Here is a 22,206-nt window from a genome sequence, read left to right on the forward strand (position 1 = left end):
CCTAAAGCCCGAGATAGACCTGCCGCACCAGGTCGTTGTCGTGCAGCGCAGCGGTGGATTCGGCCTCGAATTCGATATGGCCGTGGACGATGACATAGCCCCGGTCGGCGAAGCGCACCGCCTGGTGGAAATTCTGCTCCGCCATCAGCACGGTTAGGCCGAGCCGCGCCTTCATCTCCGCGATCATCTCCATCGTCCGCGCCACCATGATCGGCGCGAGGCCGACCGAGGGCTCGTCCACCAGCAGGATGCGCGGCGCCGACATCAGCGCCCGGCCGAGCGCCACCATCTGCTGCTCGCCCCCGCTCATGCTGCCGACCAGTTGCGCCCGGCGCTCGGCGAGGCGGGGGAAGAGGTCGTAGCAGAGCGCCATGTTCTCGGCGATCGCCGCCCGCGCGGTCGCCCGGTAGGCGCCGAGCCGCAGGTTCTGCTCGACGCTGAGGCGGGGGAACAGCCGCCGCCCCTCCGGCACCAGCACGATGCCGAGCTCCACCACCTGCTCCGGCGACAGGCCGACCAGCTCGGTCTCCCGCCCCTCGATGCTGGCGCGGATGCGGCCGGCCGTGGCGCGGATCTGGCCCATGATGCTGCGCATCAGCGTCGTCTTGCCATTGCCGTTGGTGCCGAGCAGCACCACCGTCTGCCCCGCCGGCACGCTGAGCGAGACGCCCTGGAGCACCCGCACCGCCCCATAGCCGGCATCGATGCCCACGACCTCGAGGCTATTGCCGGCCAAGATAGGCGTCCTCCACCTCGCCGAGCGCCAGCACCTCGCGCGGCACGCCATCGGCGATCTTGCGGCCGGCGACGAAGACGACCAGACGTTCGGCGAAGGCCGTCACCGCCCGCATGATGTGCTCGATCATGATGATGGCGGTGCCGGCGGCGTTCAGCCGGAACAGCAAGGCGAGGATCTGGTCCACCTCTGCATTGGAGAGGCCGGCCATCGCCTCGTCCGCGATCAGCAGCTTCGGCTCGAGCGCGATGGCCCGCGCCAGCTCCAGCCGCCGCAGCTCCACCTGGGTGAGCTCCTTCGGCAGGCATTCCGCCTTGCCGGCCATCTCCACCTGCTCCAGGCACTGCATCGCCCGCGCGGTCGCCGAGCCCGCCTGCCCGGCGAAGAGCACCGGCACCCGGACATTCTCGAGCACGGAGAGGCTGCCGAAGGGCTGCGGCAGTTGGAAGGTCCGCGCGAGGCCCAGCCGCGCCCGCCGATGCGGCTTCAGCCCGTCCAGCGCGCGCCCGCCCAGGCTCACCCGGCCGTCATGGGCCGCGAAGTCGCCCGAGATGCAGTTGACGAAGGTGGACTTGCCGGAGCCGTTCGGCCCGATCAACCCCAGCCGCTCGCCCGTGCGCAATTCAAGGTCGACCGCCTGCAGCGCGGTGAAGCCGCCGAAGCGCTTGCCGACGCCATCGGCCTTGAGCAGCACCTCGCTCATCGGCGCTTCTTGAACCAGCCGAGGATGCCGCGCGGTGCCACGGCGACGAAGATCACCAGCATCCAGCCGACGATGAAGAGGTTGAGCGCGGAGGAGATCGTCACCGTCGCCGCCTGCTGCAGGCTGCCGAGCAGCACCGCGCCGATCACCGGCCCGGCCCAGGTGCCCGCCCCGCCGATCAGCGGCATGGCGATGGCGTTCACCGCATAGGCCAGGCTGAAGGCGCCCTCCGGGTTGAGGTAGCCGCTGTAATAGGGCAGCGGCGCGCCGGCGACGGCCATCAGCGCGCCGCAGAGCGCGGTGGCGACCAGCTTGAGGCGAAGGGTCGGCACGCCCACCGCCTCCGCCGCGCGCTCGTTGTCGCGGATGGCCTGGAGGCCGCGCCCGAGACGCGTCACCTCCACCGTGCGCGCGATGCCGACCGCCAGCACCGCCAGCACCAGCATGACGAGGAACAGGTACTCGCCATAGCTGGTAAAGGGCGCCACCTCCCGCGGGCGGACGATATAGGCGCCGCGCGAGCCGCCGACATAGTCCCAGTTTACCACTAGCGTCTGCAGCACGACGGCGAGGCAGAGCGTGGCGATGGAGAAATAGACCCCGCGCAGCCTGAGCGTCAGGTATCCCGTCCCTAGCCCGAGCAGCGCCCCGACCGCCGCCGCCGCCGCGATGCCCGGCAGCAGGTCGAGCCCCGTCGCCTTGCGCAACGCGATCGCCGTATAGGCGCCGGCCGCCATGAAGCCGGCCGCGCCGAAATTCACGTAGCCCGCATAGCCGCCGAGGATGTTCCACGCCGTCGCCAGCACGACGTACTGGAGGATGAAGTAGCCGGCGAAGTAGCCGTAGTCGTTGCCGATGGCCCGAAGTGCCGCGAACAGCACCACGGCGACGGCCATCGCGCCGAGCCAGAAGGGCAGGTGCCGCCGGCCGACCGCCGCGATCGCCGGCGCCGGCGCGAGGGGAAGCGAGGCGCCGCTCATGCCAGCTTCCCGAACAGGCCTTGCGGCCGCACCGCCAGCACCACCAGCAGCCAGCCGAAGGCGACCGCCGGCGACCAGGACGGCCCATAGAAGCTCGCCGTCACATTCTCGACAACGCCGAAGACGAAGGCGGCCAGGATGCAGCCCGGCAGGCTGCCCATGCCGCCCATGATGCAGACGGCGAAGACCCGGCCGATAAAGACCTGGCCCGATGAGGGCTCCACCGGCTGCACCACGACCAGGGCACCCCCGGCGATGGCCGCCAGTGCGACGGACAGGCCGAAGGCCAGCCGCTTGATCCGCACCGGATCGACGGCCATCAGCCGGAGCGCCTCGGCATCCTGCGCGACGGCGGAGATGGCGAGCCCGGTGAAGCTCCGCCGGAGGAAGAGCCACAGCGCCCCGATCGCCGCCATCGCCAGCAACGCCGGCGCCAGCATCCGGAGCGGAATATCGATCTCGCCGAGCCGCCAGGTGACGAAGGCATAGGGCGGGTCGAGGAAGCGCTGCTCCGGCCCGAAGGCCATCACCAGCCCGACCTCGATGATGAACATCACGCCGAAGAAGAAGGCGAGGCCCTGCAGCGCCTCATCCCCGCGTCGCTCGAAAAAGTGGTGATAGAAGGTGTAAATGGCGACGCCGAGGACATAGAAGGGCACCGCCAGCAGCACCGCCGCCAGCAGCGGGTCGAGCCCGAGCGCGGTGCCGACCAGCACGACGAGGAAGCCGCCCGCGACCATCAGCGCCGGATGCGCGATGTTGACGATATCGAGCATCCCGAAGGAGACCGCGAGCCCCGCCGCCGCTGCGGCGTAGAGCCCGCCCAGCAGCAGGCCGGAGACGACGCCGTTCAGCAGCAGGACGAGGTCGGCGTCCATGCGCGGTCAGGCCGGGGCGCCGTAGGGGATGCGCAGCTCGCCGGATTTCAGGTTCTCTGGGAAGAGGATGACCTTGGTGCCCGGACGCTTGTACTTCTCGAGGTCGCCGTCGGTGATGCCCTGGAACTGCACCAGCAGGTTGCGCGGCTCCGCCCATTCGCCGCTGGCGCCGAACTTGATGTCGCCGACGACGGTCCTGAAGACATTGCCGTGCATGTCGGCGGCCAGCGCCGCTTGGTCGACCTTGCCGACGCGGCCCACCGCCTGCTCCACCACCTGCATCTGCGCATAGGCATAGGGCTGGAGGTAGTTGCCCAGCACATCCACCTGCTCCTGCACGGCGCGCGCCCGGTACTTCTCCTGGAAGGCGCGGACGCCGGGGAAGTCCATCGTCGGCTCCGGCGCGTAGACGTCCCAGGTCACCAGGTTGTTCAGGATGGGGCCGAGCTGCGCCTGCACGGCGGCGATCTGCGGCCCGATCATGCCGCCGCCGAACATCTGCGCGGTGACACGCAACTCGCTGGCCGCGCGCAGGATGCCGTTGGAATCCGGCGGGTAGGAGCCGATGAAGATCAGGTCTGGCCGCGCCGCCTGGATGGATCGCAGGGTGGGGGTGAAGTCGACGGTCGTCGGCGGGTAGGACCGGTCATAGACGATCCGCAACCCGCGCTGCTTCGAGAGGTAGCGTGCGCTCTCCGCCGCCTTCTGGGCGAATTCGTTGTCGACGGCGAGGATGGCGATGGTCCGCGGCGGCGTCGGCAGCTTGGCCGCGACGTCGAGGAAGCCCCTCGCGTAGGTGGCGCGGATGTCGTCGCCGGTGACGTTCATGCTGAAGTAGCGATTGTACTGGAACGCCTCATTCACGCCCGCGCCGAAGAGTGTGACGTAGCACATGTTGCGCTGCATCACGACCGGCATGGAGGGCGCGATCATCACCGTCGCATAGGAGGAGGTGACCATGTCGACCTTGTCGACATCGAGCAGCTTCGTGTAGAGGCCGGGCACATTGGCCGGGTTGCTCTGGTCGTCGTAGAAGACCAGCTCGACGGGCCGGCCGAGGATGCCGCCGCGGGCATTCACATCCTCCTGCCAGATCTTGTGCGCGAGCAGGGAGGAACGCCCATTCGGCGCCAGGCCGCCGGAGAGCGACATGGAATAGCCGATCCGGATCGGGTTGGACCCTTGGGCGAAGGAAAGGCCCGGCGCCGCCGCCAGCACGGTCGCCCCGGCCGCAAGCCGGCCGAGCTCCCGCCGCGTCATCCTGGTCATTCGTGTTGTCCTCCCCGAAACCCCGCCGCGGCTATTCCGCCGCCGGCATCAGCCGTGATGGATCAGAACCAACCCTTCCGCCGCCGTCACCGGCGCCGAGGCGCGAGAGGCGGAAATCGTAATGCACTGCCGGCAGGTCCGCGCGCGGCGCGCCGGGCAGGCCCATCGCCTCCCGCACCACCAGCGAGTCAGAGACGCCGAAGACCGTGTCGCTGTCGATATTCGGGTCGTCGCCGAAATAGAGCGCCGTCACCAGCTCGCGGTGGCCGGACGCGCTGACGAGGATGTGGATATGCGCCGGCCGCATCCCGTGGCGGTTCTGCCGGTGCACGAACTGCCCGACCGGCCCGTCCATCGGGATGCTGTAGCCGATCGGCTTCACCGTCCGGAGGTGGAAGCGCCCCTCGGCATCGGCGCGGAAGCGGCCGCGCATGTCCATCACCGTGGCGTCGCGCGCCTGCAGGTCGTAGAGCCCCTCGGCATTGGTCTGCCAGACATCGATTCCGGCGCCTGGCAGCGGCCGGCCCTCGGCATCCGTCACCTGGCCGAAGATGACGATCTCCGTCCCCCCCGTGTCGTGCACGGCGATGCTCTCGCCGAGCGCGAATTCCGGCGCCTGCTCGCGGAAGAAGGGGCCGAGCAGGCTGGTCTCCGTCCCTGCCGCCTCGCGCCCCTCGGCATCGTGCATGAGGTTGACGAGGCGTGAGAGGCCGAGCACGTCGGAGAGCAGGATGAACTCCTGGCGGTAGGGCGTGCAGGCCTGGCCGACCGCGGTGAGGAAGGCGATGCCGGCGAGCCACTCATCCGGCTTGAGGTTCACCTCCCGCGCGAAGGCATGGAGGTGACGGGTCGCCGCCTCCATGATCTCCCGCAGCCTGGGGTCCGGCGTCGCCGCCATCTGGGCCAGCGCCTCGCGGGTCACGCTCTCGCGGTCGAGATCGGCCATGGCGGCTTCCTCCCTCTGCTGTGCGGCGAGGATGCTCGTTCCGCCCGGCGGCGGTCAATCCTCGGCATCAGCCCCCTTGGGGAGGGTCGCAGGCCCGGGTCGCCATGTCGCCGGGGATGGAGAGCTCGAGGATCTCCACGTCGTCGGAGGTGGCGATCTCGTTGTGCTTCATCCCGCCGGGGATGAGGATCGCATCGCCGACGCCGGAGCGGGTGCGCGTGCCGTCCTCGAATTCCAGCTCCACCCAGCCCTTCAGGATGTAGATGAACTGCGCCTCGCACTCATGGGTGTGCCAGCCGGTCGGCTCGGTCATGCCGGTGATCGCTTCCATCACCTGCGCCCGAAGCTTGCCGCCGGTCGCCGCCTGCACGCCGAGGTCGCGGTAGCGGAAGAATTTGCGCCGGCCCTTCACGAAGGGCTGGTCCTCCTTCTTCGCCACGGTGAGCTTGATCTCCGGACGCGCAGCGCCCGCGACGGAACCGTCCATGGACCTTCTCCTCCGTTATCTGGGCCGAAGGCTACACCCGGACGGTGCCGCGGCAAGAAGGATATTCGGCGCTAGCGCTCCAGCCCCGCCTGCTGCTGCCGCTCGAACCGAGCGCGGTCGTCGGGGGCGAGGCGCACGGTCACGTGAATGGCATCGTCGCTGTCCTGCCGTCCGATCACCTCGCCATGGCCGTAGAGCCAGGCGAGCTGCGCCCCGTCCGAAGCGGGGATGTCGTAGCCGACCGTCACCATCCCCTCGGAGAGCCGCGCGTCGATGGCGGCGAAGAGGTCGGTCAGCCCCTCCCCCGTGCGCGCCGAGATGGCGATGCTGCCCGGCCGCGCCGGCACCTGGGCCACACCGCCCAGCAGGTCGGCCTTGTTCAGCACCTCGAGGCTGCGGCGCTGCCAGTCCTCGCGCAGCGTGCCGTCGCGCACCATGCCGTCGAGCACGCCGATGACATCCTCGCGCTGCGCCTGGCTGTCGGGATGGGCGGCGTCCCGCACATGCAGGATGAGGTCCGCCTCGGCAACTTCCTCCAGCGTTGCGCGGAAGGCGGCGACGAGCTGCGTCGGTAGCTCGGAGATGAAGCCGACCGTGTCGGAGAGGATGACGCGCCGGCCGGAGGGCAGCTGCGCCCCCCGCAGCGTCGGGTCCAGCGTGGCGAAGAGCTGGTTCTCGGCCAGTACGCCGGCGCCGGTCAGCGCGTTGAACAGCGTCGACTTGCCCGCATTGGTGTAGCCGACCAGCGCGACGACGGGGAAGGGCACGCGCCGCCGCGCCTCGCGGTGCAGGCCGCGGGTGCGGCGCACCTCCTCCAGCTCGTGACGGAGGCGCGCGATGCGCTCGCCGATCATGCGCCGGTCCGCCTCGATCTGCGTCTCGCCGGGGCCGCCGAGGAAGCCGAAGCCGCCGCGCTGCCGGCCGAGATGGGTCCAGGACCGCACCAGGCGGCTGCGCTGGTACTGCAGATGCGCCAGCTCCACCTGCAGCGCGCCCTCCCGCGTCCGCGCCCGCTCGCCGAAGATGTCGAGGATGAGACCGGTGCGGTCGATGACCTTGCAGCCCCATTCCCGCTCGAGGTTGCGCTGCTGCACCGGGCTCAGCGCCGCGTCGACGACGGCGAGGCCGATCTGCCCGGCACGCACCTGCTCGCCCAGGCTCGCCACCTGGCCGGAGCCGAGCAGCGTCGCCGGCCGCGGGTGGCGCAGGGGCAGCGCGGTACGCAAGCGCACATCCAATCCTATGGAACGCGCCAGCTCCTCCGCCTCGGCCAGCCGCGCCTCGGCGCTGCGGTCCCCCGCGGCGGCGTCGGCCAGGGGCAGGATCACCGCGCTCCGCATCGGCGCGGCTTCGGTGGGATGCAGGGAGTCGCTCATGGTTCCGTCCGCGGCATGGGTCGGGGCGTAACGCGCTGCGCTGTCGCGCGTTGACGGGACGGCCCACGAAAACGCTGCTTCCTGGCTAGGAACTCTATCTTGCCGAGCCGCGCTTATGAGTTACTGATTGGAGCGGCTATGCATGGCAGCGGATGGGATCGGACAGGAGCGCCCCGCGTGAGGCCGGCGCTTTGGGGTGGCCTAGAATGCAGCGTCCTCCGCTCCGCCTGCGGATGGCGCGACCAGATCCGGGAAACCGGGCATCATGACCGGATCGCCGATCTCGAGGCGGTCGCCGCACTCGGCATCGAGCGCCTGCGCTACACCGTCTCGTGGGAGCGAGTGGCGCCGGACAGCCCGCTGAACTGCGACTGGGCCTGGCATGACGAGCGGCTGGCGGAGCTCCGCCGCCTCGGCATCAAGCCGATCCTCGGCCTGGTCCATCACGGCAGCGGCCCGGCCTATACCGGGCTCGACGACCCGCGCTTCCCCTCGCTGCTGGCCGACTTCGCCGGCCGCGTCGCCCGCCGCTATCCCTGGGTCACCGACTGGACGCCGGTGAACGAGCCGTTGACCACGGCGCGCTTCTCCGGCCTCTACGGCCACTGGTTCCCGCATGGCACGGACGAGGCCTGCTTCCTCCGCATCCTTGCCCATGAATGCCACGGCGTGCTGCTGGCGATGCGGGCCATCCGCGCCTCCGTCCCCGGCGCCCGCCTGGTGCAGACCGAGGATCTCGGCTGGACCTTCTCGACCGCGCCGCTCGCCTACCAGGCCCGCTACGAGAACAGCCGGCGCTGGCTCAGCATCGACCTGTTGTGCGGCCGGGTTGGGCACGACCATCCCTGGCATGGCCGCCTGCTCGCCGCCGGCGTGCCCGAGGCACTGCTGGAGGATCTGGCCACGGGCGACACCGCGCCGATGCTGCTCGGCCTCAATTACTACGTGACCAGCGAGCGCTTCCTCGACCACCGGCTCGGCCTCTACCCGGCGGCGACGCATGGCGGCAACGGCCGTCACCGCTATGCCGATACCGAGGCCGTGCGCGTGCCGATGCAGCCCGGCAGCACCGGCTGGCTGCCGCGGCTGCGTGACGCCTGGCAGCGCTACCCCGGCCTGCCGCTCGCCGTCACCGAGGCGCATATCGGCTGCACCGAGGACGAGCAGCTTCGCTGGCTCGCCGAATGCTGGGCGGCGGTCGGAACGCTGCGGGGCGAGGGCGCCCCCTTCGATGCGGTGACGCCCTGGGCGCTGTTCGGCGCCGTCGACTGGTGCAGCCTGCTCGCCCGCCGCGGCGGGCTGTACGAGCCGGGCGCCTTCGACATCCGCGCCCCCGGCCGCCCCCGCCCGACGCTGGTGGCGGAAGGCATCGCCGCCCTCGGCCGCCATGGCCGCATCAACCACCCCTTGCTGGAGGCGCCCGGCTGGTGGACACGGGAGGAGCGCGTGCATCCCGAGCTGCGCCAGACCGGGTGAGCCCCACCCGGGCCCTCGATGTCCTGAACATCCTGCTCTCTGATGTCCGCTACGGGCTCGGGGCCTATCTCGGCGTCTACCTGCTGACCGAGCATCATTGGGATGCCGGGGAGATCGGCCTGGCGCTGTCCATCGGCGGCCTCGCCGGGCTGCTGGCGCAGACGCCGATCGGCCTCATGGTCGACGCCATCCGGGCAAAGCGCGCCCTGATCGCCGGCGCCGTGCTGGTGGTCACGGCTTCCTGCCTCGTCATCCCGCTGGCGCCGCATTTCTGGCCCGTCGCGCTGGCGGGCGTGATCGGCGGCCTGGCCGGCACCTCCATCGCGCCGACGTTGGCCGCCATCTCCCTCGGCATCGTCGGGCCCGCCGCCTTCGCCCGCCGCGCCTGCCGGAACGAGGCGCTGTTCCATGCCGGCAACGGCGCGGTGAACCTGCTGATCCTGGCGACGGCGCCCTTCCTCGGCATGCCGGTGCTGTTCTGGGTGATGGCGGGGACGGGCCTTGCCAGCGCCGCCGCCGCGCTCGCCATCCCCGCCCGCTGCATCGACCATGCGGTGGCGCGTGGCCTGCTGCCCGGGGCCGCAAGGCTTGCCCCACGCCAGGGCTGGCGGGTGCTGGTGGGCAGCCGGCCGCTGATCGCCTTCGCCCTGACCGGCGCGCTCTTCCACATGGCCAACGGCTCCATGCTGGCGCTGGTGGCGCAGAAGCTCGCCCTGCAGAATATCGGCATGGGCGTGGCGCTGACCGCTATCTGCGCCATCGCCGCGCAATCGGTGATGGTGCCGGTGGCGGCGCTGGCCGGCGCCCGGGCCGAGGCCTGGGGGCGGCGGCCGCTGCTGCTCGCCGCCTTCCTGGCGCTGGCCCTGCGCGGGGTGCTCTACACCGCCTTCGACCATCCGGCCTGGCTGATCGGCGTGCAGCTGCTGGACGGCGTCGGCGCCGGGCTGATCGGCGCGCTCTTCCCCGTCGTCATCGCCGACCTGACGCGCGGCACCGGGCATTTCGCCGCGGCGCAGGGCGCGGTCGGCACCGTCCATGGCCTGGGCGGTGTGGTGAGCGGGGCGCTCTCCGGCCTGTTCGTCGTACGCTACGGCTATGACGCCGCCTTCCTGGGGCTGGCGGCGATCGCGGGGTTGGGCGCGGCGCTGTTCTGGCTCACCATGCCGGAAACCCGACCTCTCGCCATCGACAGGGGATTTGCCCATGACCATTCCGCTGCTTGAGACGGCGCTGACCCGCATGCCGGCGCTCGGCTTCGGCACTTGGCCGATGCGCGGGGCGGAGTGCCAGGCGGCGGTCGAATCCGCCCTCGGCATGGGCTACCGCCATGTCGACACCGCCGAGATGTACGGCAACGAGGAGGCGGTGGGCGCCGCACTTGCCGCCTCCGGCCTGCCGCGCGAGCAAATCTACCTCACCACCAAGGTCTGGAACGACAAGCCCCGCGGCGCCGAGATCCGCCGTGCGGCGGAGGCGAGCCTCGGGCGCCTGCGCCAGCCCCATGTCGACCTGCTGCTGATCCATTGGCCGAGCCCCGAGCTCGACCTGCCGGACGCACTCCAGGCCCTCGCCCAGATGCGGGAGGAGGGGCTGGCGCACGCCGTCGGCGTGGCGAATTTTCCCCTCGGCCTGCTGCGCCGGGCGGTGGAGCTCGGCATCGTCCCGCTCGCCTGCCTCCAGGTCGAGCACCACGTCTATCTCGACCAGTCCCGCCTGCTGGCCTATTGCCGCGAGCAGGGGATGGTGCTGACCAGCTATACGCCCGTCGCCAAGGGCGAGGTGCTGCAGGACCCGGTGATCGCCCGCATCGCGGCGAGGCATGGCGCGACGGCCGGGCAGGTGGCACTGGCCTGGCTGCTCGGCATGGAGGGCGTGGCGGCCATCCCCAAGGCCGCCTCGCCGGCGCGGCAGCGGGAGAACATGGAGGCTGTGTCCCTTCGCCTTGATGCCGAGGACCGGGCGGCCCTCGCCGCCTTGCCGAAGGACAGGCGCATGGTGAACCCCGGCATTGCACCCGACTGGAACGCCTGACCGCCGGATAGTGCCTTCTTGACCGTGCTGCCGAGCGTTTTCACCCGTGTCGGTGGCCACCCGCAAGGCACCCGCATCGCGGACGGCGCGTAGGGGAGCGGTTGGTTGCCGAGGTCGTCCTCCCTCCTGGCCCGAGGCGGGACTGGAACCTCCTTGGCGTGAGCCCGACAGGCTACGCCCTTGGCACGGGTTCCGTCGCCGCCACGTCCATCCGGCGTGCCCTGCATCGACGCGCCCGAGACGGCGCCGCGGAAGCGGCTGCTCGCTGCCTGCCGGGCCAGGCGAGGTGATGGCGCCATCCACCGGCACCGCCTGGCGCTTCGCCGCGACGGATTTCCGGGAGGCGCTGGAGGCCAGCACGGCGCTGCGCTTCGTGCTGGCGCATCAGGGACAGGTCGCCTAGACCGCGGCCTGCAACGGCCGCCACAGCATCGAGCGGCGCCTGGCCCGCTGGCTGCTGATGGCGCATGACCGCAGCGAGGGCGACACCCTCCCGATCACCCACGAGCTCCTGTCCATGATGCCCGGCCTGCGCCGCGCCGGCGTCACCGTCGCCGCCGGCGCGGCAGGCCGGGATGATCCGCTGTGGCAGCGGGCGGATCACCATCGCCGACCGTCCCGGGCTCGAAGCCGCCTGCCGCGAATGCCACGGCTTTGCCCGGCGGGCGCAGGAGCGGCAATTCCCGCCCGCCGGCAGCCGCTACCGGGGCTGATCGGCGGGGCGGGAGACCGCCTCCACCTCATGCAGCAGCAGGCCAGGGGCGAGCACGGTGGCCGCCTCCGGCTGGCGGATGCGCGCCAACGCCTCGCGCATGCCGCCCTCGCCCGCCGCCCAGCGGTCGGCCAGGGTGGCGCGGGAGAAGTCGAAGGCCTTGCCCGCCCCCGCCTCGTCCTCCGCCGCATGGTAGTTGAGCGAGACCACCATCGCCTCGGCATGGGCGAGTAGCGCGGCCAGCTCCGCCTCGCGCTCCCGCTCCGGCGGCAGCTCGGCGGCGAGGCGGCCGATCAGGGCGCGCATGCGGTACTCGCGGATGCGGCTCTCCAGCGCCTGCCGCGTCTGGTTGCCGAAGGCGAGGTCCCCGGCCCGCGCCATCGCCGCGCTCAGCGAGGCCGGGCGGCTGCCGGAGCGGGCGAAGAGCTCCACCACCAGGCATTGCAGCGGCCCGGCCCCCGGCGCATCCAGCACGATGTCGATCGGCGCGTTGGTCGAGATGCCGCCATCGGCCAGCAGCCGTCCCTCGACCTCCACCGGCGTGAAGAGGGGCAGCAGCGCCGAGGAGGCCGCCAGGTGCTCCGGCCCGATCCGCGCGCCCTCGGCGGTGTCGAAGACGATGCGCTCGCCCGTCTCCACATCCGTCGCGGTGATGGTGAGGCGCACCTCGCCGCCATTGAGCCGGTCGAAATCGATGAATTCCGGCAGCAGCCGCATCAGCGGCCCCAGCTCGTAGAGCGAGGCGGCGGGGCCGAATTCCGGCAGCAGCCGCGGCCGGAAGAGTGCTGGGTTGCCGAAGAAGAACGTCTGCGCCGCGCTCAGCTGGTTGTAGCCGCGGCGCCAGAGCCCGGCGTCCGGCGGCGGGCCGAAGAGCGCGCCGGCGACCGGCATCGGCTCCGTCGCCGCCCTGTCCCAGAAGCGGCGCAGCGCGGCGACGCGCTGCCCCGGCGCGTTGCCGACGATGATCGCGGCGTTCAGCGCCCCGACCGAGGCGCCGAGCACCCAGGGCGGTGCCCCGCCCTCGATGGAGTCATAGGCGGCATAGGCCCCGGCCTCGAAGGCGCCGAGGGCGATGCCGCCGGAGAGGACGAGGGCACGGCGCGGGGCGGTGGCCGGGGCGGCCTCGGCCGCCGGGCTCGGATGATGCATGTCCATGGCGGCTTACCTCGAGACCGGGCCGGGCTTGGCCGCCGGGACCATCGCCTCCAGCAATCGCGCCCCGGCGGTGAGGCCGAGATCGGCCAGGTGCATCGGCAGCGCCGCCCAGGCGAGCGGCAGGGCGGCCAGGCTGGTCGCCGCGGCGAGCGGCGCGCCGCCGGCGCCGGCCCGCTCACGCCAGCCACCATCGACGCCGAGGCCATCCTCGCTGGGCGCGAAGAGGATGCCGGGGCTGTCGCCGCTCGGCTCATCGGCGAGGAAGCCGCGGTGCAGGCTGCGGCCGGTGAACCAGGTGGCGAGCGTCGGGGCCAACCGCTCCTGCGCCGCGGCGATCTGGCCGAAGCCGCCGACGATCACCTCCGCCTCCGGCCGCTCGACCAAGCGGAGCACCGTCTCCGCCACCTCCTCGGCGGTGTAGATGGGCGGCGCGGCCTGGACCTGGCGGCCGCTGTAGTTGGCGGCATGCTGGAAGAAGGGCGTGTCGATCACCGAGGGCAGCACGGTGCAGATCTGGATGCCGGGCTGGTCCAGCACCTCCTGCCGCAGCGCCTCGGAGAAGCCGCGGATGGCGAATTTGCTGGTGGCATAGGCGGTGCCGTCCGGCTTCGCCGTGCGGCCGACGATGGAGGCGTTCTGCACCAGCACGCCGCGGCCCCGGGCGCGGAAATGCCGCATGGCGACCCTGGCACCATGGACATAGCCGAAGAGGTTGATCTCGATCAGCCGCCGCCAGGCCTCCATCGGGATGGCGTCCAGCCGGCCGAAGGCGGCGACGCCGGCATTGTTGAACCAGGCGTCGAGGCGGCCGAAGCGCGCGATCGTCCGGCGGCCGAGCTCCTCCACCTGCTGCTCGTCGGTGACGTCGGTCGGCACGGCCAGCGCCTCGCCGCCCGCGGCGATGCATTCTCGCGCCACCTCCTCGAGCATGGCGGCGCGGCGGGCGGCGAGCACCACCCGGTCGCCGCGGCGGGCGAAGGCCAGCGCCGTGGCGCGGCCGATGCCGCTGGAGGCGCCGGTGATGACGATGATACGAGACTCGGGCATCGGGTATCCTGTGCCAGTCATGTTGCGATGCAATATGACAGGAGGAACGAGCCGCCCCGCTCGGGGGTTCCTTCCGCCCTCAGCCCAAGCCGGGCCGCAGCCGCATGCTGTGGACCATGTAGGGCAACAGCAGCGGCGGCGGATCGCCGCAGGCCTCGAGCAGCCGGAGGTAGGTCTCGTCCGGCAGGTGCTCGAGGGTCACGACCAGCGCCTCCGCCTCGATGTCGCCGGGCTCGCCGGCGGACTGGATCACCGGGTTCCGCTCCAGGGCCTGCATGCAATGGCCGAGCATCGCCTGCTCCGCCGCGCTGTCATGGCCGCGCACCGTCAGCAGGTAGCGGAGGCGCATGCCCGTCCCCTCGGGCGGATCGGCCTTCGAGGCGGTGCGCAGCGGCGAGGTGTCGCCGGGGGGCTCCTCCGGCTGGACGCGCCAGAGGATGAGGGCGATGCCATGGCCCGGATTGGTCCGCGCCTGGGACAGGGTCATCGCCTCCACCTCCATCCCCTGCAGCGCGCCGTCGCGCTCCAGGCTGTCGCGGAGGTGGCGGGTGAGGGCGGCGCTGGCGGCTGCGATGGGCATGGCGGACTCCGACGCTGTACCGGTGCCAACGGCCGGGCCCGATTCGCGGTTTCCGCCGACGGGCCCCTCTTCGTCCGGAGGCGCTTACGGCTGGCCCGCCAGCCGCAGCCTGGCCTCGGTCGCCAGCCGGTCCGCCCGCTCGTTCATCGGGTCGCCGGCATGGCCACGCACCCAGAGCCACTCCACCTGATGCGGCTTGGCCGCCGCCAGCAGCCGCTGCCACAGCGCCATGTTGGCGACCGGCTCCTTCGCCGCGTTGCGCCAGTTGTTCCTGACCCAGCCGTTGATCCAGCGGCTGATGCCGTTCCGCACATACTCGCTGTCGGTGTGGAGGACGACGCGGCAGGGGCGCTTCAGCGCCTCGAGCGCGCTGATCGCCGCCATCAGCTCCATGCGGTTGTTGGTCGTCTCCGGGTCGCCGCCGGAGAGCTCCCGCTCCGTCTCGCCGTAGCGCAGGATGGCCGCCCAGCCGCCGGGGCCGGGATTGGGCTTGCAGCCGCCATCGGTCCAGATCTCGACCGGTGCCTGGGGGTCGTCAGAGGCCAAGGGCGCCCGGTCCTTCGGCAGCGGCGAAGAAGCGGAGCTTCCCCAGGTATTCCAGCGGGTCCTTCCGCGTCACCAGCGCGCCGGCCGGCGTCGCCGTCCAGTCGTAGAGGCGGGTGAGGAGGAAGCGGATGGCGGCGCCGCGGCAGAGCACCGGCAGCGCCGCGCGCTCGGCTGGCGAGAGCGGGCGGATCCGCTGGTAGGCGGCCAGCACCGCATGCGCCCGCGTCACGTTGTAGGCGCCGTCCGCATCGAAGCACCAGGCATTGAGGCAGACGGCGATGTCATAGGCCAGCAGGTCGGTGCAGGCGAAGTAGAAGTCGATCAGTCCGGAGACCTCGGGCTTGCCGCCCGGGCCTGGCAGGAAGAAGACGTTGTCCGGGAACAGGTCGGCATGGATCTGTCCGGCCGGCAGCCGCCCCGGCGCCGGCCAGTCGGCAAGGATCGCCTCCAGCCGCCCGTCCAGCTCGGCGACGAGGCCCGGCTGCACCGCATCGCCGCCCGGCCGGCAGCGGTCGAGCAGCGGCCGCCAGCTCTGAGGTCCAAGCCCGTTCGGCCGCTCGGCCGTGAAGTCGGCGCCGGCCGCATGCAGCCGCGCCAGGGCATCGCCGAGCGGCGCCCCATGCTCCGGCCGCACGCGCCGCGGCCAGACGCCGGGGAGGAAGGTGCAGATCGCCGCCGGCCGCCCCGCCAACTCGCGCAGCGCGAGGCCGTCCCGCGCCTGCACCGGCTGCGGGCAGCGCAGGCCGCGCCCCGCCAGGTGCTCCATCAGCGCGAGGAACCAGGGTAGCTCCGCCGGGTCGACGCGCTTCTCGTATAGGGTGAGGATGAAGTCGCCCGCCTCGGTCTTCAGCGCGTAGTTCGAGTTCTCCACCCCCTCCGCGATGCCGCGGAAGGCGAGCAGCCCGCCGAGCGGATAGGCGGCGAGGAAGGCCCGGAGCGCCTCGTCGGTGACCTCGGTATAGACGGCCATTGCGGGGCTAGCGCGCGCCCTCGGTCTGCAGCGCGCCCGGCAGCTTGAAGGTGATGGTCTCCTCCGCCACCACCACCTCCTCGATGGCCAGGGTGAAGCGCTCCCGCAGCCGGGCCAGCACCTCCTCCACCAGCACCTCGGGTGCGCTGGCGCCGGCGGTGACGCCGATGGTGGAGAGCCCCTCGGCCAGCGAGAGGTCGAGGTCGCGGCCCCGCTGCACCATCACCGCCCGCGGGCAGCCGGCGCGCTCGGCGACCTCGACGAGGCGCAGCGAGTTGGAGGAATTGGGCGCGCCTACCACCACCATCAGCTCCGCCCGGTCGGCGATCGCCTTCACCGCCGCCTGGCGGTTGGTGGTGGCGTAGCAGATGTCCTCCTTCGCCGGCGCGTGGATCCCGGGGAAGCGCTCGCGCAGCGCCGCCACGATATCCGTCGTGTCGTCGACCGAGAGGGTGGTCTGGGTGATGAAGGCCAGCGGCCGGTCCTCCGGCACCGGCGCCGTGCGGGCCTGCGCCTCGTCCTCGATCAGGGTGACGGTGCCCTCGGGCAGCTGGCCCATGGTGCCCACCACCTCCGGATGCCCGGCATGGCCGATCAGCAGGATGTGCCGGCCGCGGCTGAAATGCTGCTCCGCCTCGCGGTGCACCTTGCTGACCAGCGGGCAGGTGGCGTCGAGGTAGAAGAGCTTGCGGCGGCTGGCCTCGGCCGGGACCGATTTCGGCACGCCATGGGCGGAGAAGACGACCGGCGCATCGTCCGGCACCTCGTCCAGCTCCTCCACGAAGATGGCGCCCTGCCGCTCCAGGCTCTCGACCACGAAGCGGTTGTGGACGATCTCGTGCCGGACATAGACGGGGGCGCCGTAGCGGCGGATCGCCTCCTCCACGATTTTGATCGCGCGGTCGACGCCGGCGCAGAAGCCGCGGGGTCCGGCCAGGAGGACGTCCAGGCGGGGCAGGTTGCGCTCGGGCGCGTGGGGGTGCAGGTCCATGGTGCCTCTCGCTCGCTGGCGCTATTTGCCGTGCCGAAGGGCCGGCGGGCACAGTGGGCGGGGCGCACACTAGCGGCCCGCCGTCCGGGCTCAAGGGGGATATGGTGATGCGGTCGAGTCTTGTCCTGTTGGCGCTGCTTTTGGCCGGGTGCGGCGGCGGCATCGGCACCCAATTGCCGATCGCCTGCCCGAATCCGGGCCTGCTGGGGGAGGGGGCCGACCTCACCCGCTACCGCGCCGGCGGCCCGCAGGACCTCACCGGCCTCGACTACGATGCCCGGCTGGTCAGCATCAACGGCACCTGCAAGGCCGGGCGGGGCGAGCGCAGCATCGACGTGACGATGACGGCCGGCTTCTCGGTGGAGCGCGGCCCGGCCTCCGAGGGGCGGGCGGTCGAGCTGCCCTGGTTCGTCGCCGTGCTCGACCGGCAGACGGATGCCATCCTCAGCCGGCAGAACTTCACCGACAGGGTGGTCTTCGGCCGGAACGAGACGCGGGCCTCGGTCAGCAGCGCACCGGTCTCCATCAGCCTGCCGGTCGGGGCGAATCGGCGGGCGGGGGATTACCGGATCCTGGTCTCCTTCCAGCTCGACGAGCAGGACCTGGCGCTCAACCGCCGCCGCGGGCCGCGCTGATCGCCCGCAACGGGCCATTGCGCCCGCAGCCCCTGCGGGAGTAGACAGTCTCACCCGCAGATACCGCGCGGGAGAGAGGGGTGGCGACGCCCCCGCCGAAGGCGCAACCGGCCCCCGGAAACGCTCAGGCAGAAGGGCCGCGCGGAGAAGGGGCCTCTGGAAAGCCTGGTGCCGCAAGGCACCGGCACCGAAGGAGTAAGGCCCGGCCCAAGGCCGCCCGCCGAATCTCTCAGGTTCACCGGACAGAGGGGGGCCACGGACTTCAACTCACGCCGCAGATGCGGTCGGGGGACCCGTGGCCGAGACCGATACACTGCTCGAGACGCCGCTCGCCGGCCTGCACCGCGCCCTCGGGGGCCGGATGGTCGCCTTCGCCGGCTATGCCATGCCGGTCCAGTACCAGGCCGGGATCATGGCCGAGCACCTGCACGTCCGAAGCGCGGCCGGCCTCTTCGACGTGTCCCATATGGGCCAGGCCGAGCTGGTTGGCGACGGCGCGGCGGCGGCGCTGGAGCAGGTGACGCCCGCCGATGTGCAGGGGCTGAAGCCCGGCCGCCAGCGCTACGGCCTGCTGATGACGCCGGAGGGCGGCATCTTCGACGACTTCATGGTGGCCAATCTGGGCGACCGGCTGCTGCTGGTGGTCAATGCCAGCCGCAAGCACGATGATTTCGACCTGGTCGAATCGGTCCTGCCCGCCGGCGTCCGCCTCCACCGCCGGCCGGACCGGGCGTTGCTGGCCCTCCAGGGGCCGGGCGCCGCGCCGGCCATGGCGCCGGTCGCCCCGGCGCTCGCGGCGCTCTCCTTCATGGGCATCGCCGAGGCCGAGATCGGCGGCATCCCCGTCATCGCCAGCCGCAGCGGCTATACCGGCGAGGATGGCTGGGAGATCGGCGCCCCCGCCGAATCGGCCGAGGCGCTGGCGAAGCACCTGCTGAGCCTGCCCGGCGTGCAGCCCACCGGCCTCGGCGCCCGCGATTCGCTGCGGCTCGAGGCCGGGCTCTGCCTCTACGGCACCGATATCGACGAGACGACGAGCCCGGTCGAGGCCGCCCTCACCTGGTCCATCGGCAAGCGCCGCCGCATGGCCTGGGACTTCGCTGGCGCCGAGCGGGTGCGGGAGGAGCTGGCCAACGGCACCGCCCGGGTCCGCGTCGGCCTCCGCCCCGAGGGGCGCCAGCCGGCCCGCGGCGAGACAATGATCCATGCCCCGGGCGGCGAGACCATCGGCAGCGTCACCTCCGGCGGCTTCGGCCCCTCGCTCGAGGCGCCGATGGCGATGGGCTATGTCGCCCGCCCCCATGCCGCCGATGGCACCCCTATCGAGTTGATCGTGCGCGGCCGGCCGCTTGCGGCCCGCATCGCGCCCATGCCCTTCGTTCCCCACCGCTACGCCCGCTGAGGACACCGAGCCATGCCAGAGCTGAAATACACCCAGGACCATGAGTGGGTGCGGGCCGAGGGCGATGCCGCCACCATCGGCATCACCGACCATGCGCAGAACGCCCTTGGCGACGTGGTCTTCGTCGACCTGCCCGAGATCGGGCGCGAGGTCGCGGCCGGCGAGGCGATCGCCGTGGTCGAGAGCGTGAAGGCCGCCTCCGACGTCTATGCCCCGATCGCCGGGCGCATCGTCGAGGTGAATGCGGCGCTGACGGACGACCCCGGCCTCATCAACCGCGAGCCGACGGGCGAGGGCTGGTTCTTCAAGATCGAGCCCGCCGACCCCGCCGCCGTCGCCGCGCTGATGGATGAGAGCGCCTACGCCGCCTTCGTGGACAGCCAGGCATGAGCGCTCTTGTCGAACTGGCCGCGCTGGAGGAAGGCACGGAATTCGCCCGCCGCCATATCGGCCCGGGCCCCGAGGACATCACCGAGATGCTGCGCGTCGTCGGCGCGGCGAGCCTCGAGGAGATGGCCAGCCGCACCGTGCCGGCCGCCATCGCAGGCGCCGACCTGACTGGCCTGCCGCCGCCGGCGACGGAGGCCGAGGTCATTGCCGAGCTGCGCGGCCTCTCCGAGCGGAACAGCCGGGTGAAGTCGCTGATCGGCCTCGGCTATCACGGCACCCATGTGCCGCCGGTGATCCTGCGCAACGTGCTGGAGAACCCCGGCTGGTACACCGCCTACACGCCCTACCAGGCGGAGATCGCCCAGGGGCGGCTCGAGGCGCTGGTAAACTTCCAGACCATGGTGGCAGACCTCACCGGCCTGCCGGTCGCCAATGCCTCCCTCCTCGACGAGGGCACGGCGGCGGCCGAGGCGGTGGCGCTCGCCCATGCGGCGCATAAGGGCAAGGGCGACACGCTGCTGGTCGCCGCCGACCTGCACCCGCAGACGCTGGCAGTGGTGCGGACGCGGGCCGAGCCGGTCGGGCTCCGCGTCGTGGTCGCCCCGCCCGCCGGCATCGCCGAGGCGGCCGCGGCCGAGAAGCCCTTCGCCCTGCTGTTGAATTATCCCGGCACGACCGGCGAGGTGCGCGACCTCGCGCCCGAGATCGCCGCGGTGCAGGCCGTGGGCGGCCTCGCCATCGTCGCCGCCGACCCGCTCTCGCTCTGCCTGCTGACGCCGCCCGGCGAGATGGGCGCCGATGTCGTCATCGGCAGCACCCAGCGCTTCGGCGTGCCGCTCGGCTATGGCGGGCCGCATGCCGCCTATATGGCGGTGAAGGACCCGCTCAAGCGCTTGCTGCCCGGCCGCCTCGTCGGCGTTTCGGTTGATGCCGCGGGCAATCCGGCCATGCGCCTCGCGCTCCAGACCCGCGAGCAGCATATCCGCCGCGAGAAGGCGACCTCGAACATCTGCACCGCGCAGGTGCTGCTCGCCGTGATGGCGGGGATGTATGCCGTCTGGCACGGGCCGGAGGGACTGGCGCGCATCGCCCGCCGGGTGAACCTCCAGGCGCGGCTGCTGGCCGATGCGGCGCGGCGCGGCGGCTTTACGCTGCGGCATGCTGCCTTTTTCGACACCATCGCCATCGAGGCCGGCGACCGTGCGGATTCGTTGGTGCAGGGCGCCGTGGCGCGCGGCTTCAACCTCTGGCGCGTCGATGAGGGCTGCGTTTCCATCGCCCTCAACGAGACGGTGACGCGGGACGAGCTCGCCTCTCTCGCCGAGCTGCTCGGCGGCGGCGCGCTCGATGCGCTGCGGCCGGAGGCCAGCCTGCCGCCGGCCCTCGTTCGCCGCAGCCCCTACCTCACCGCCGAGGTCTTCCGCAGCCATCACTCCGAGCATGCGATGCTGCGCTACCTCAAGCGGCTCGAGGACAAGGACGTCGCGCTGAACCGCAGCATGATCCCGCTCGGCTCCTGCACGATGAAGCTGAATGCGACGGCGGAGATGATCCCGGTCACCTTCCCGGGCTTCGCCGACATTCACCCCTTCGCACCGGAGGATCAGGCCGAGGGCTATTTCGAGATGATCAAGCGGCTGGAGTCCTGGCTCTGCGCCATCACCGGCTTCGCCGCCGTCTCGCTGCAGCCGAATGCCGGCAGCCAGGGCGAGTATGCCGGCTTGCTCGCCATCCGCGCCTGGCACCGCGCCCAGGGCAACGCGCAGCGCGATGTCTGCCTCATCCCCTCCAGCGCCCATGGCACCAACCCGGCCTCGGCGGTGATGGCGGGGATGAAGGTCGTCGTCGTCGGCTGCGACCGCGACGGCAACGTGGACCTCAAGGACCTGGAGGCCAAGGCGGCGCAGCATGCGGAGAGGCTCGCCGCGCTGATGGTGACCTACCCCTCCACCCATGGCGTCTTCGAGGAGCAGATCCGCGAGATCTGCGCCCTGATCCATCGCCATGGCGGGCAGGTCTACATGGACGGCGCCAACATGAACGCCCAGGTCGGCCTGACCTCGCCGGCCGCCATCGGCGCCGATGTCTGCCACCTGAACCTGCACAAAACCTTCTGCATCCCGCATGGCGGCGGCGGCCCGGGCGTCGGCCCGATCGGCGTCGCGGCGCATCTTGCGCCACACCTGCCGAACCACCCCTTCCACCGCGGCGCCGGCCCGGCGACGGGCTATGGCCCCGTCTCCTCGGCGCCCTTCGGCAGCGCCGCCATCCTGCCCATCTCCTACGCCTATATCCGCATGATGGGCGCCGAGGGGCTGACGCGGGCGACTGCGGTTGCGATCCTCTCCGCCAACTACATCGCCCGCCGGCTGGAGGGGCACTTCCCCGTGCTCTACCGCGGCCTGCGCGGCATGGTGGCGCATGAGTGCATCCTCGACTGCCGCGGCTTCCAGCAGGGCGGCGGCGTGATGGTCGAGGACATCGCCAAGCGGCTGCAGGACTACGGCTACCACGCGCCGACCATGTCCTGGCCCGTCTCCGGCACGCTGATGGTGGAGCCCACCGAGAGCGAGCCGAAGGAGGAGCTGGACCGCTTCTGCGACGCCATGATCGCCATCCGCGCCGAGATCCGCGCGGTGGAGCAGGGCCGCAGCGACCGCGCCGACAACCCGCTGAAGAACGCGCCCCATACCGCCGCCGAGGTCATGGCGAGCGAGTGGACGCATCCCTACAGCCGGGAAGAGGCGGCCTTCCCGCTGCCCTTCGTCCGCGGCAACAAGTACTGGCCGCCGGTCAAGCGCGTGGACAATGTCCATGGCGACCGCAACCTGGTCTGCACCTGCGCGCCGCTCGAGGCCTATGCGGAGCGGATGCACCTCCAGGCCGCGGAGTGACG

22 protein-coding genes and 2 riboswitches are annotated in these 22,206 nt (G+C 71.7%); of the genes, 8 read left to right on the forward strand and 14 right to left on the reverse strand.

Annotated elements, in window-relative coordinates; all coding sequences use genetic code 11:
* Position 1 precedes the first annotated feature (1 nt).
* From AC5JJ1_RS28770 to hflX, 8 genes are all read right to left on the reverse strand, one after another.
* Entirely contained in the window at positions 2 to 736 is a 735-nt protein-coding gene (locus AC5JJ1_RS28770) for an ABC transporter ATP-binding protein (protein WP_495788551.1), read from the reverse strand.
* Positions 723 to 1,439 (reverse strand): ABC transporter ATP-binding protein, encoded by a 717-nt coding sequence (locus AC5JJ1_RS28775; RefSeq protein ID WP_495788552.1) that lies wholly within the window; start codon positions 1,437 to 1,439, stop codon positions 723 to 725. The genes AC5JJ1_RS28770 and AC5JJ1_RS28775 overlap by 14 nt, the downstream gene beginning before the upstream one ends.
* Positions 1,436 to 2,419, reverse strand: coding sequence for a branched-chain amino acid ABC transporter permease (locus AC5JJ1_RS28780; protein WP_495788553.1), 984 nt, complete (start codon positions 2,417 to 2,419; stop codon positions 1,436 to 1,438). The genes AC5JJ1_RS28775 and AC5JJ1_RS28780 overlap by 4 nt, the downstream gene beginning before the upstream one ends.
* The gene (locus AC5JJ1_RS28785; RefSeq protein ID WP_495788554.1) at positions 2,416 to 3,297 is read right to left on the reverse strand and encodes a branched-chain amino acid ABC transporter permease; all 882 of its coding nucleotides are present in this window, start codon (positions 3,295 to 3,297) and stop codon (positions 2,416 to 2,418) included. The genes AC5JJ1_RS28780 and AC5JJ1_RS28785 overlap by 4 nt, the downstream gene beginning before the upstream one ends.
* Before the next feature lie 6 nt (positions 3,298 to 3,303).
* Entirely contained in the window at positions 3,304 to 4,566 is a 1,263-nt protein-coding gene (locus tag AC5JJ1_RS28790) for an amino acid ABC transporter substrate-binding protein (RefSeq protein WP_495788555.1), read from the reverse strand.
* Between the two features lie 31 nt (positions 4,567 to 4,597).
* Positions 4,598 to 5,512, reverse strand: a complete 915-nt coding sequence (locus AC5JJ1_RS28795; protein WP_495788556.1) for a dioxygenase family protein — start codon at positions 5,510 to 5,512, stop codon at positions 4,598 to 4,600.
* A 67-nt stretch (positions 5,513 to 5,579) separates the two neighbouring features.
* Positions 5,580 to 5,999, reverse strand: a complete 420-nt coding sequence (locus AC5JJ1_RS28800; RefSeq protein ID WP_495788557.1) for a cupin domain-containing protein — start codon at positions 5,997 to 5,999, stop codon at positions 5,580 to 5,582.
* A gap of 71 nt (positions 6,000 to 6,070) precedes the next feature.
* A complete protein-coding gene (gene hflX / locus AC5JJ1_RS28805) occupies positions 6,071 to 7,375 on the reverse strand; it encodes a GTPase HflX (RefSeq protein ID WP_495788558.1) in 1,305 nt (434 codons plus the stop codon).
* A 177-nt stretch (positions 7,376 to 7,552) separates the two neighbouring features.
* On the opposite strand from hflX, the gene AC5JJ1_RS28810 reads away from it, so the two are divergent.
* The 4 genes from AC5JJ1_RS28810 (at position 7,553) to AC5JJ1_RS28825 (ending at position 11,595) form a co-directional block, all read left to right on the forward strand.
* On the forward strand, positions 7,553 to 8,851 hold the full coding sequence (locus tag AC5JJ1_RS28810) for a family 1 glycosylhydrolase (RefSeq protein ID WP_495788559.1): 1,299 nt from the start codon (positions 7,553 to 7,555) through the stop codon (positions 8,849 to 8,851).
* Positions 8,848 to 10,074, forward strand: a complete 1,227-nt coding sequence (locus tag AC5JJ1_RS28815; protein ID WP_495788560.1) for an MFS transporter — start codon at positions 8,848 to 8,850, stop codon at positions 10,072 to 10,074. The genes AC5JJ1_RS28810 and AC5JJ1_RS28815 overlap by 4 nt, the downstream gene beginning before the upstream one ends.
* The gene (locus AC5JJ1_RS28820) at positions 10,055 to 10,882 is read left to right on the forward strand and encodes an aldo/keto reductase (protein WP_495788561.1); all 828 of its coding nucleotides are present in this window, start codon (positions 10,055 to 10,057) and stop codon (positions 10,880 to 10,882) included. Before AC5JJ1_RS28815 ends, AC5JJ1_RS28820 begins: the two co-directional genes overlap by 20 nt.
* Positions 10,883 to 11,457: 575 nt before the next feature.
* Positions 11,458 to 11,595 carry a hypothetical protein gene (locus AC5JJ1_RS28825; RefSeq protein WP_495788562.1) on the forward strand — a complete coding sequence of 46 codons (138 nt, stop codon included), beginning with the start codon at positions 11,458 to 11,460 and terminating at the stop codon, positions 11,593 to 11,595.
* Here AC5JJ1_RS28825 and AC5JJ1_RS28830 read toward each other — a convergent pair.
* The 6 genes from AC5JJ1_RS28830 to ispH form a co-directional block, all read right to left on the reverse strand.
* On the reverse strand, positions 11,583 to 12,749 hold the full coding sequence (locus AC5JJ1_RS28830; protein ID WP_495788563.1) for a patatin-like phospholipase family protein: 1,167 nt from the start codon (positions 12,747 to 12,749) through the stop codon (positions 11,583 to 11,585). The genes AC5JJ1_RS28825 and AC5JJ1_RS28830 overlap by 13 nt on opposite strands.
* A 6-nt stretch (positions 12,750 to 12,755) precedes the next feature.
* Positions 12,756 to 13,796 (reverse strand): SDR family oxidoreductase, encoded by a 1,041-nt coding sequence (locus AC5JJ1_RS28835; protein WP_495788564.1) that lies wholly within the window; start codon positions 13,794 to 13,796, stop codon positions 12,756 to 12,758.
* A gap of 79 nt (positions 13,797 to 13,875) precedes the next feature.
* Positions 13,876 to 14,376 (reverse strand): Pvc16 family protein, encoded by a 501-nt coding sequence (locus AC5JJ1_RS28840; protein WP_495788565.1) that lies wholly within the window; start codon positions 14,374 to 14,376, stop codon positions 13,876 to 13,878.
* Between the two features lie 84 nt (positions 14,377 to 14,460).
* Positions 14,461 to 14,922 (reverse strand): ribonuclease HI, encoded by a 462-nt coding sequence (gene rnhA / locus AC5JJ1_RS28845; protein WP_495788566.1) that lies wholly within the window; start codon positions 14,920 to 14,922, stop codon positions 14,461 to 14,463.
* Positions 14,912 to 15,892: a homoserine kinase gene (locus AC5JJ1_RS28850; RefSeq protein ID WP_495788567.1), complete on the reverse strand. Its 981-nt coding sequence runs from the start codon at positions 15,890 to 15,892 to the stop codon at positions 14,912 to 14,914. Before AC5JJ1_RS28850 ends, rnhA begins: the two co-directional genes overlap by 11 nt.
* Positions 15,893 to 15,899: 7 nt before the next feature.
* Positions 15,900 to 16,883: a 4-hydroxy-3-methylbut-2-enyl diphosphate reductase gene (gene ispH, locus AC5JJ1_RS28855; RefSeq protein ID WP_495788568.1), complete on the reverse strand. Its 984-nt coding sequence runs from the start codon at positions 16,881 to 16,883 to the stop codon at positions 15,900 to 15,902.
* A gap of 107 nt (positions 16,884 to 16,990) precedes the next feature.
* Here ispH and AC5JJ1_RS28860 point away from each other — a divergent pair, with 107 nt between their 5' ends.
* The 4 genes from AC5JJ1_RS28860 (at position 16,991) to gcvP (ending at position 22,204) form a co-directional block, all read left to right on the forward strand.
* The gene (locus AC5JJ1_RS28860; protein ID WP_495788569.1) at positions 16,991 to 17,518 is read left to right on the forward strand and encodes a hypothetical protein; all 528 of its coding nucleotides are present in this window, start codon (positions 16,991 to 16,993) and stop codon (positions 17,516 to 17,518) included.
* Positions 17,519 to 17,576: 58 nt separating this feature from the next.
* Positions 17,577 to 17,668: riboswitch (glycine riboswitch) on the forward strand.
* Between the two features lie 3 nt (positions 17,669 to 17,671).
* A riboswitch (glycine riboswitch) is annotated at positions 17,672 to 17,767 on the forward strand.
* A gap of 46 nt (positions 17,768 to 17,813) precedes the next feature.
* The gene (gene gcvT / locus AC5JJ1_RS28865) at positions 17,814 to 18,920 is read left to right on the forward strand and encodes a glycine cleavage system aminomethyltransferase GcvT (protein ID WP_495788570.1); all 1,107 of its coding nucleotides are present in this window, start codon (positions 17,814 to 17,816) and stop codon (positions 18,918 to 18,920) included.
* Between the two features lie 12 nt (positions 18,921 to 18,932).
* A complete protein-coding gene (gcvH, locus tag AC5JJ1_RS28870; protein ID WP_495788571.1) occupies positions 18,933 to 19,310 on the forward strand; it encodes a glycine cleavage system protein GcvH in 378 nt (125 codons plus the stop codon).
* Complete coding sequence (gcvP, locus tag AC5JJ1_RS28875; protein WP_495788572.1) at positions 19,307 to 22,204, forward strand: aminomethyl-transferring glycine dehydrogenase; 2,898 nt, start codon at positions 19,307 to 19,309, stop codon at positions 22,202 to 22,204. The genes gcvH and gcvP overlap by 4 nt, the downstream gene beginning before the upstream one ends.
* The last annotated feature ends 2 nt before the right edge of the window (positions 22,205 to 22,206 follow it).

The organism is Belnapia sp. (assembly GCF_059504005.1).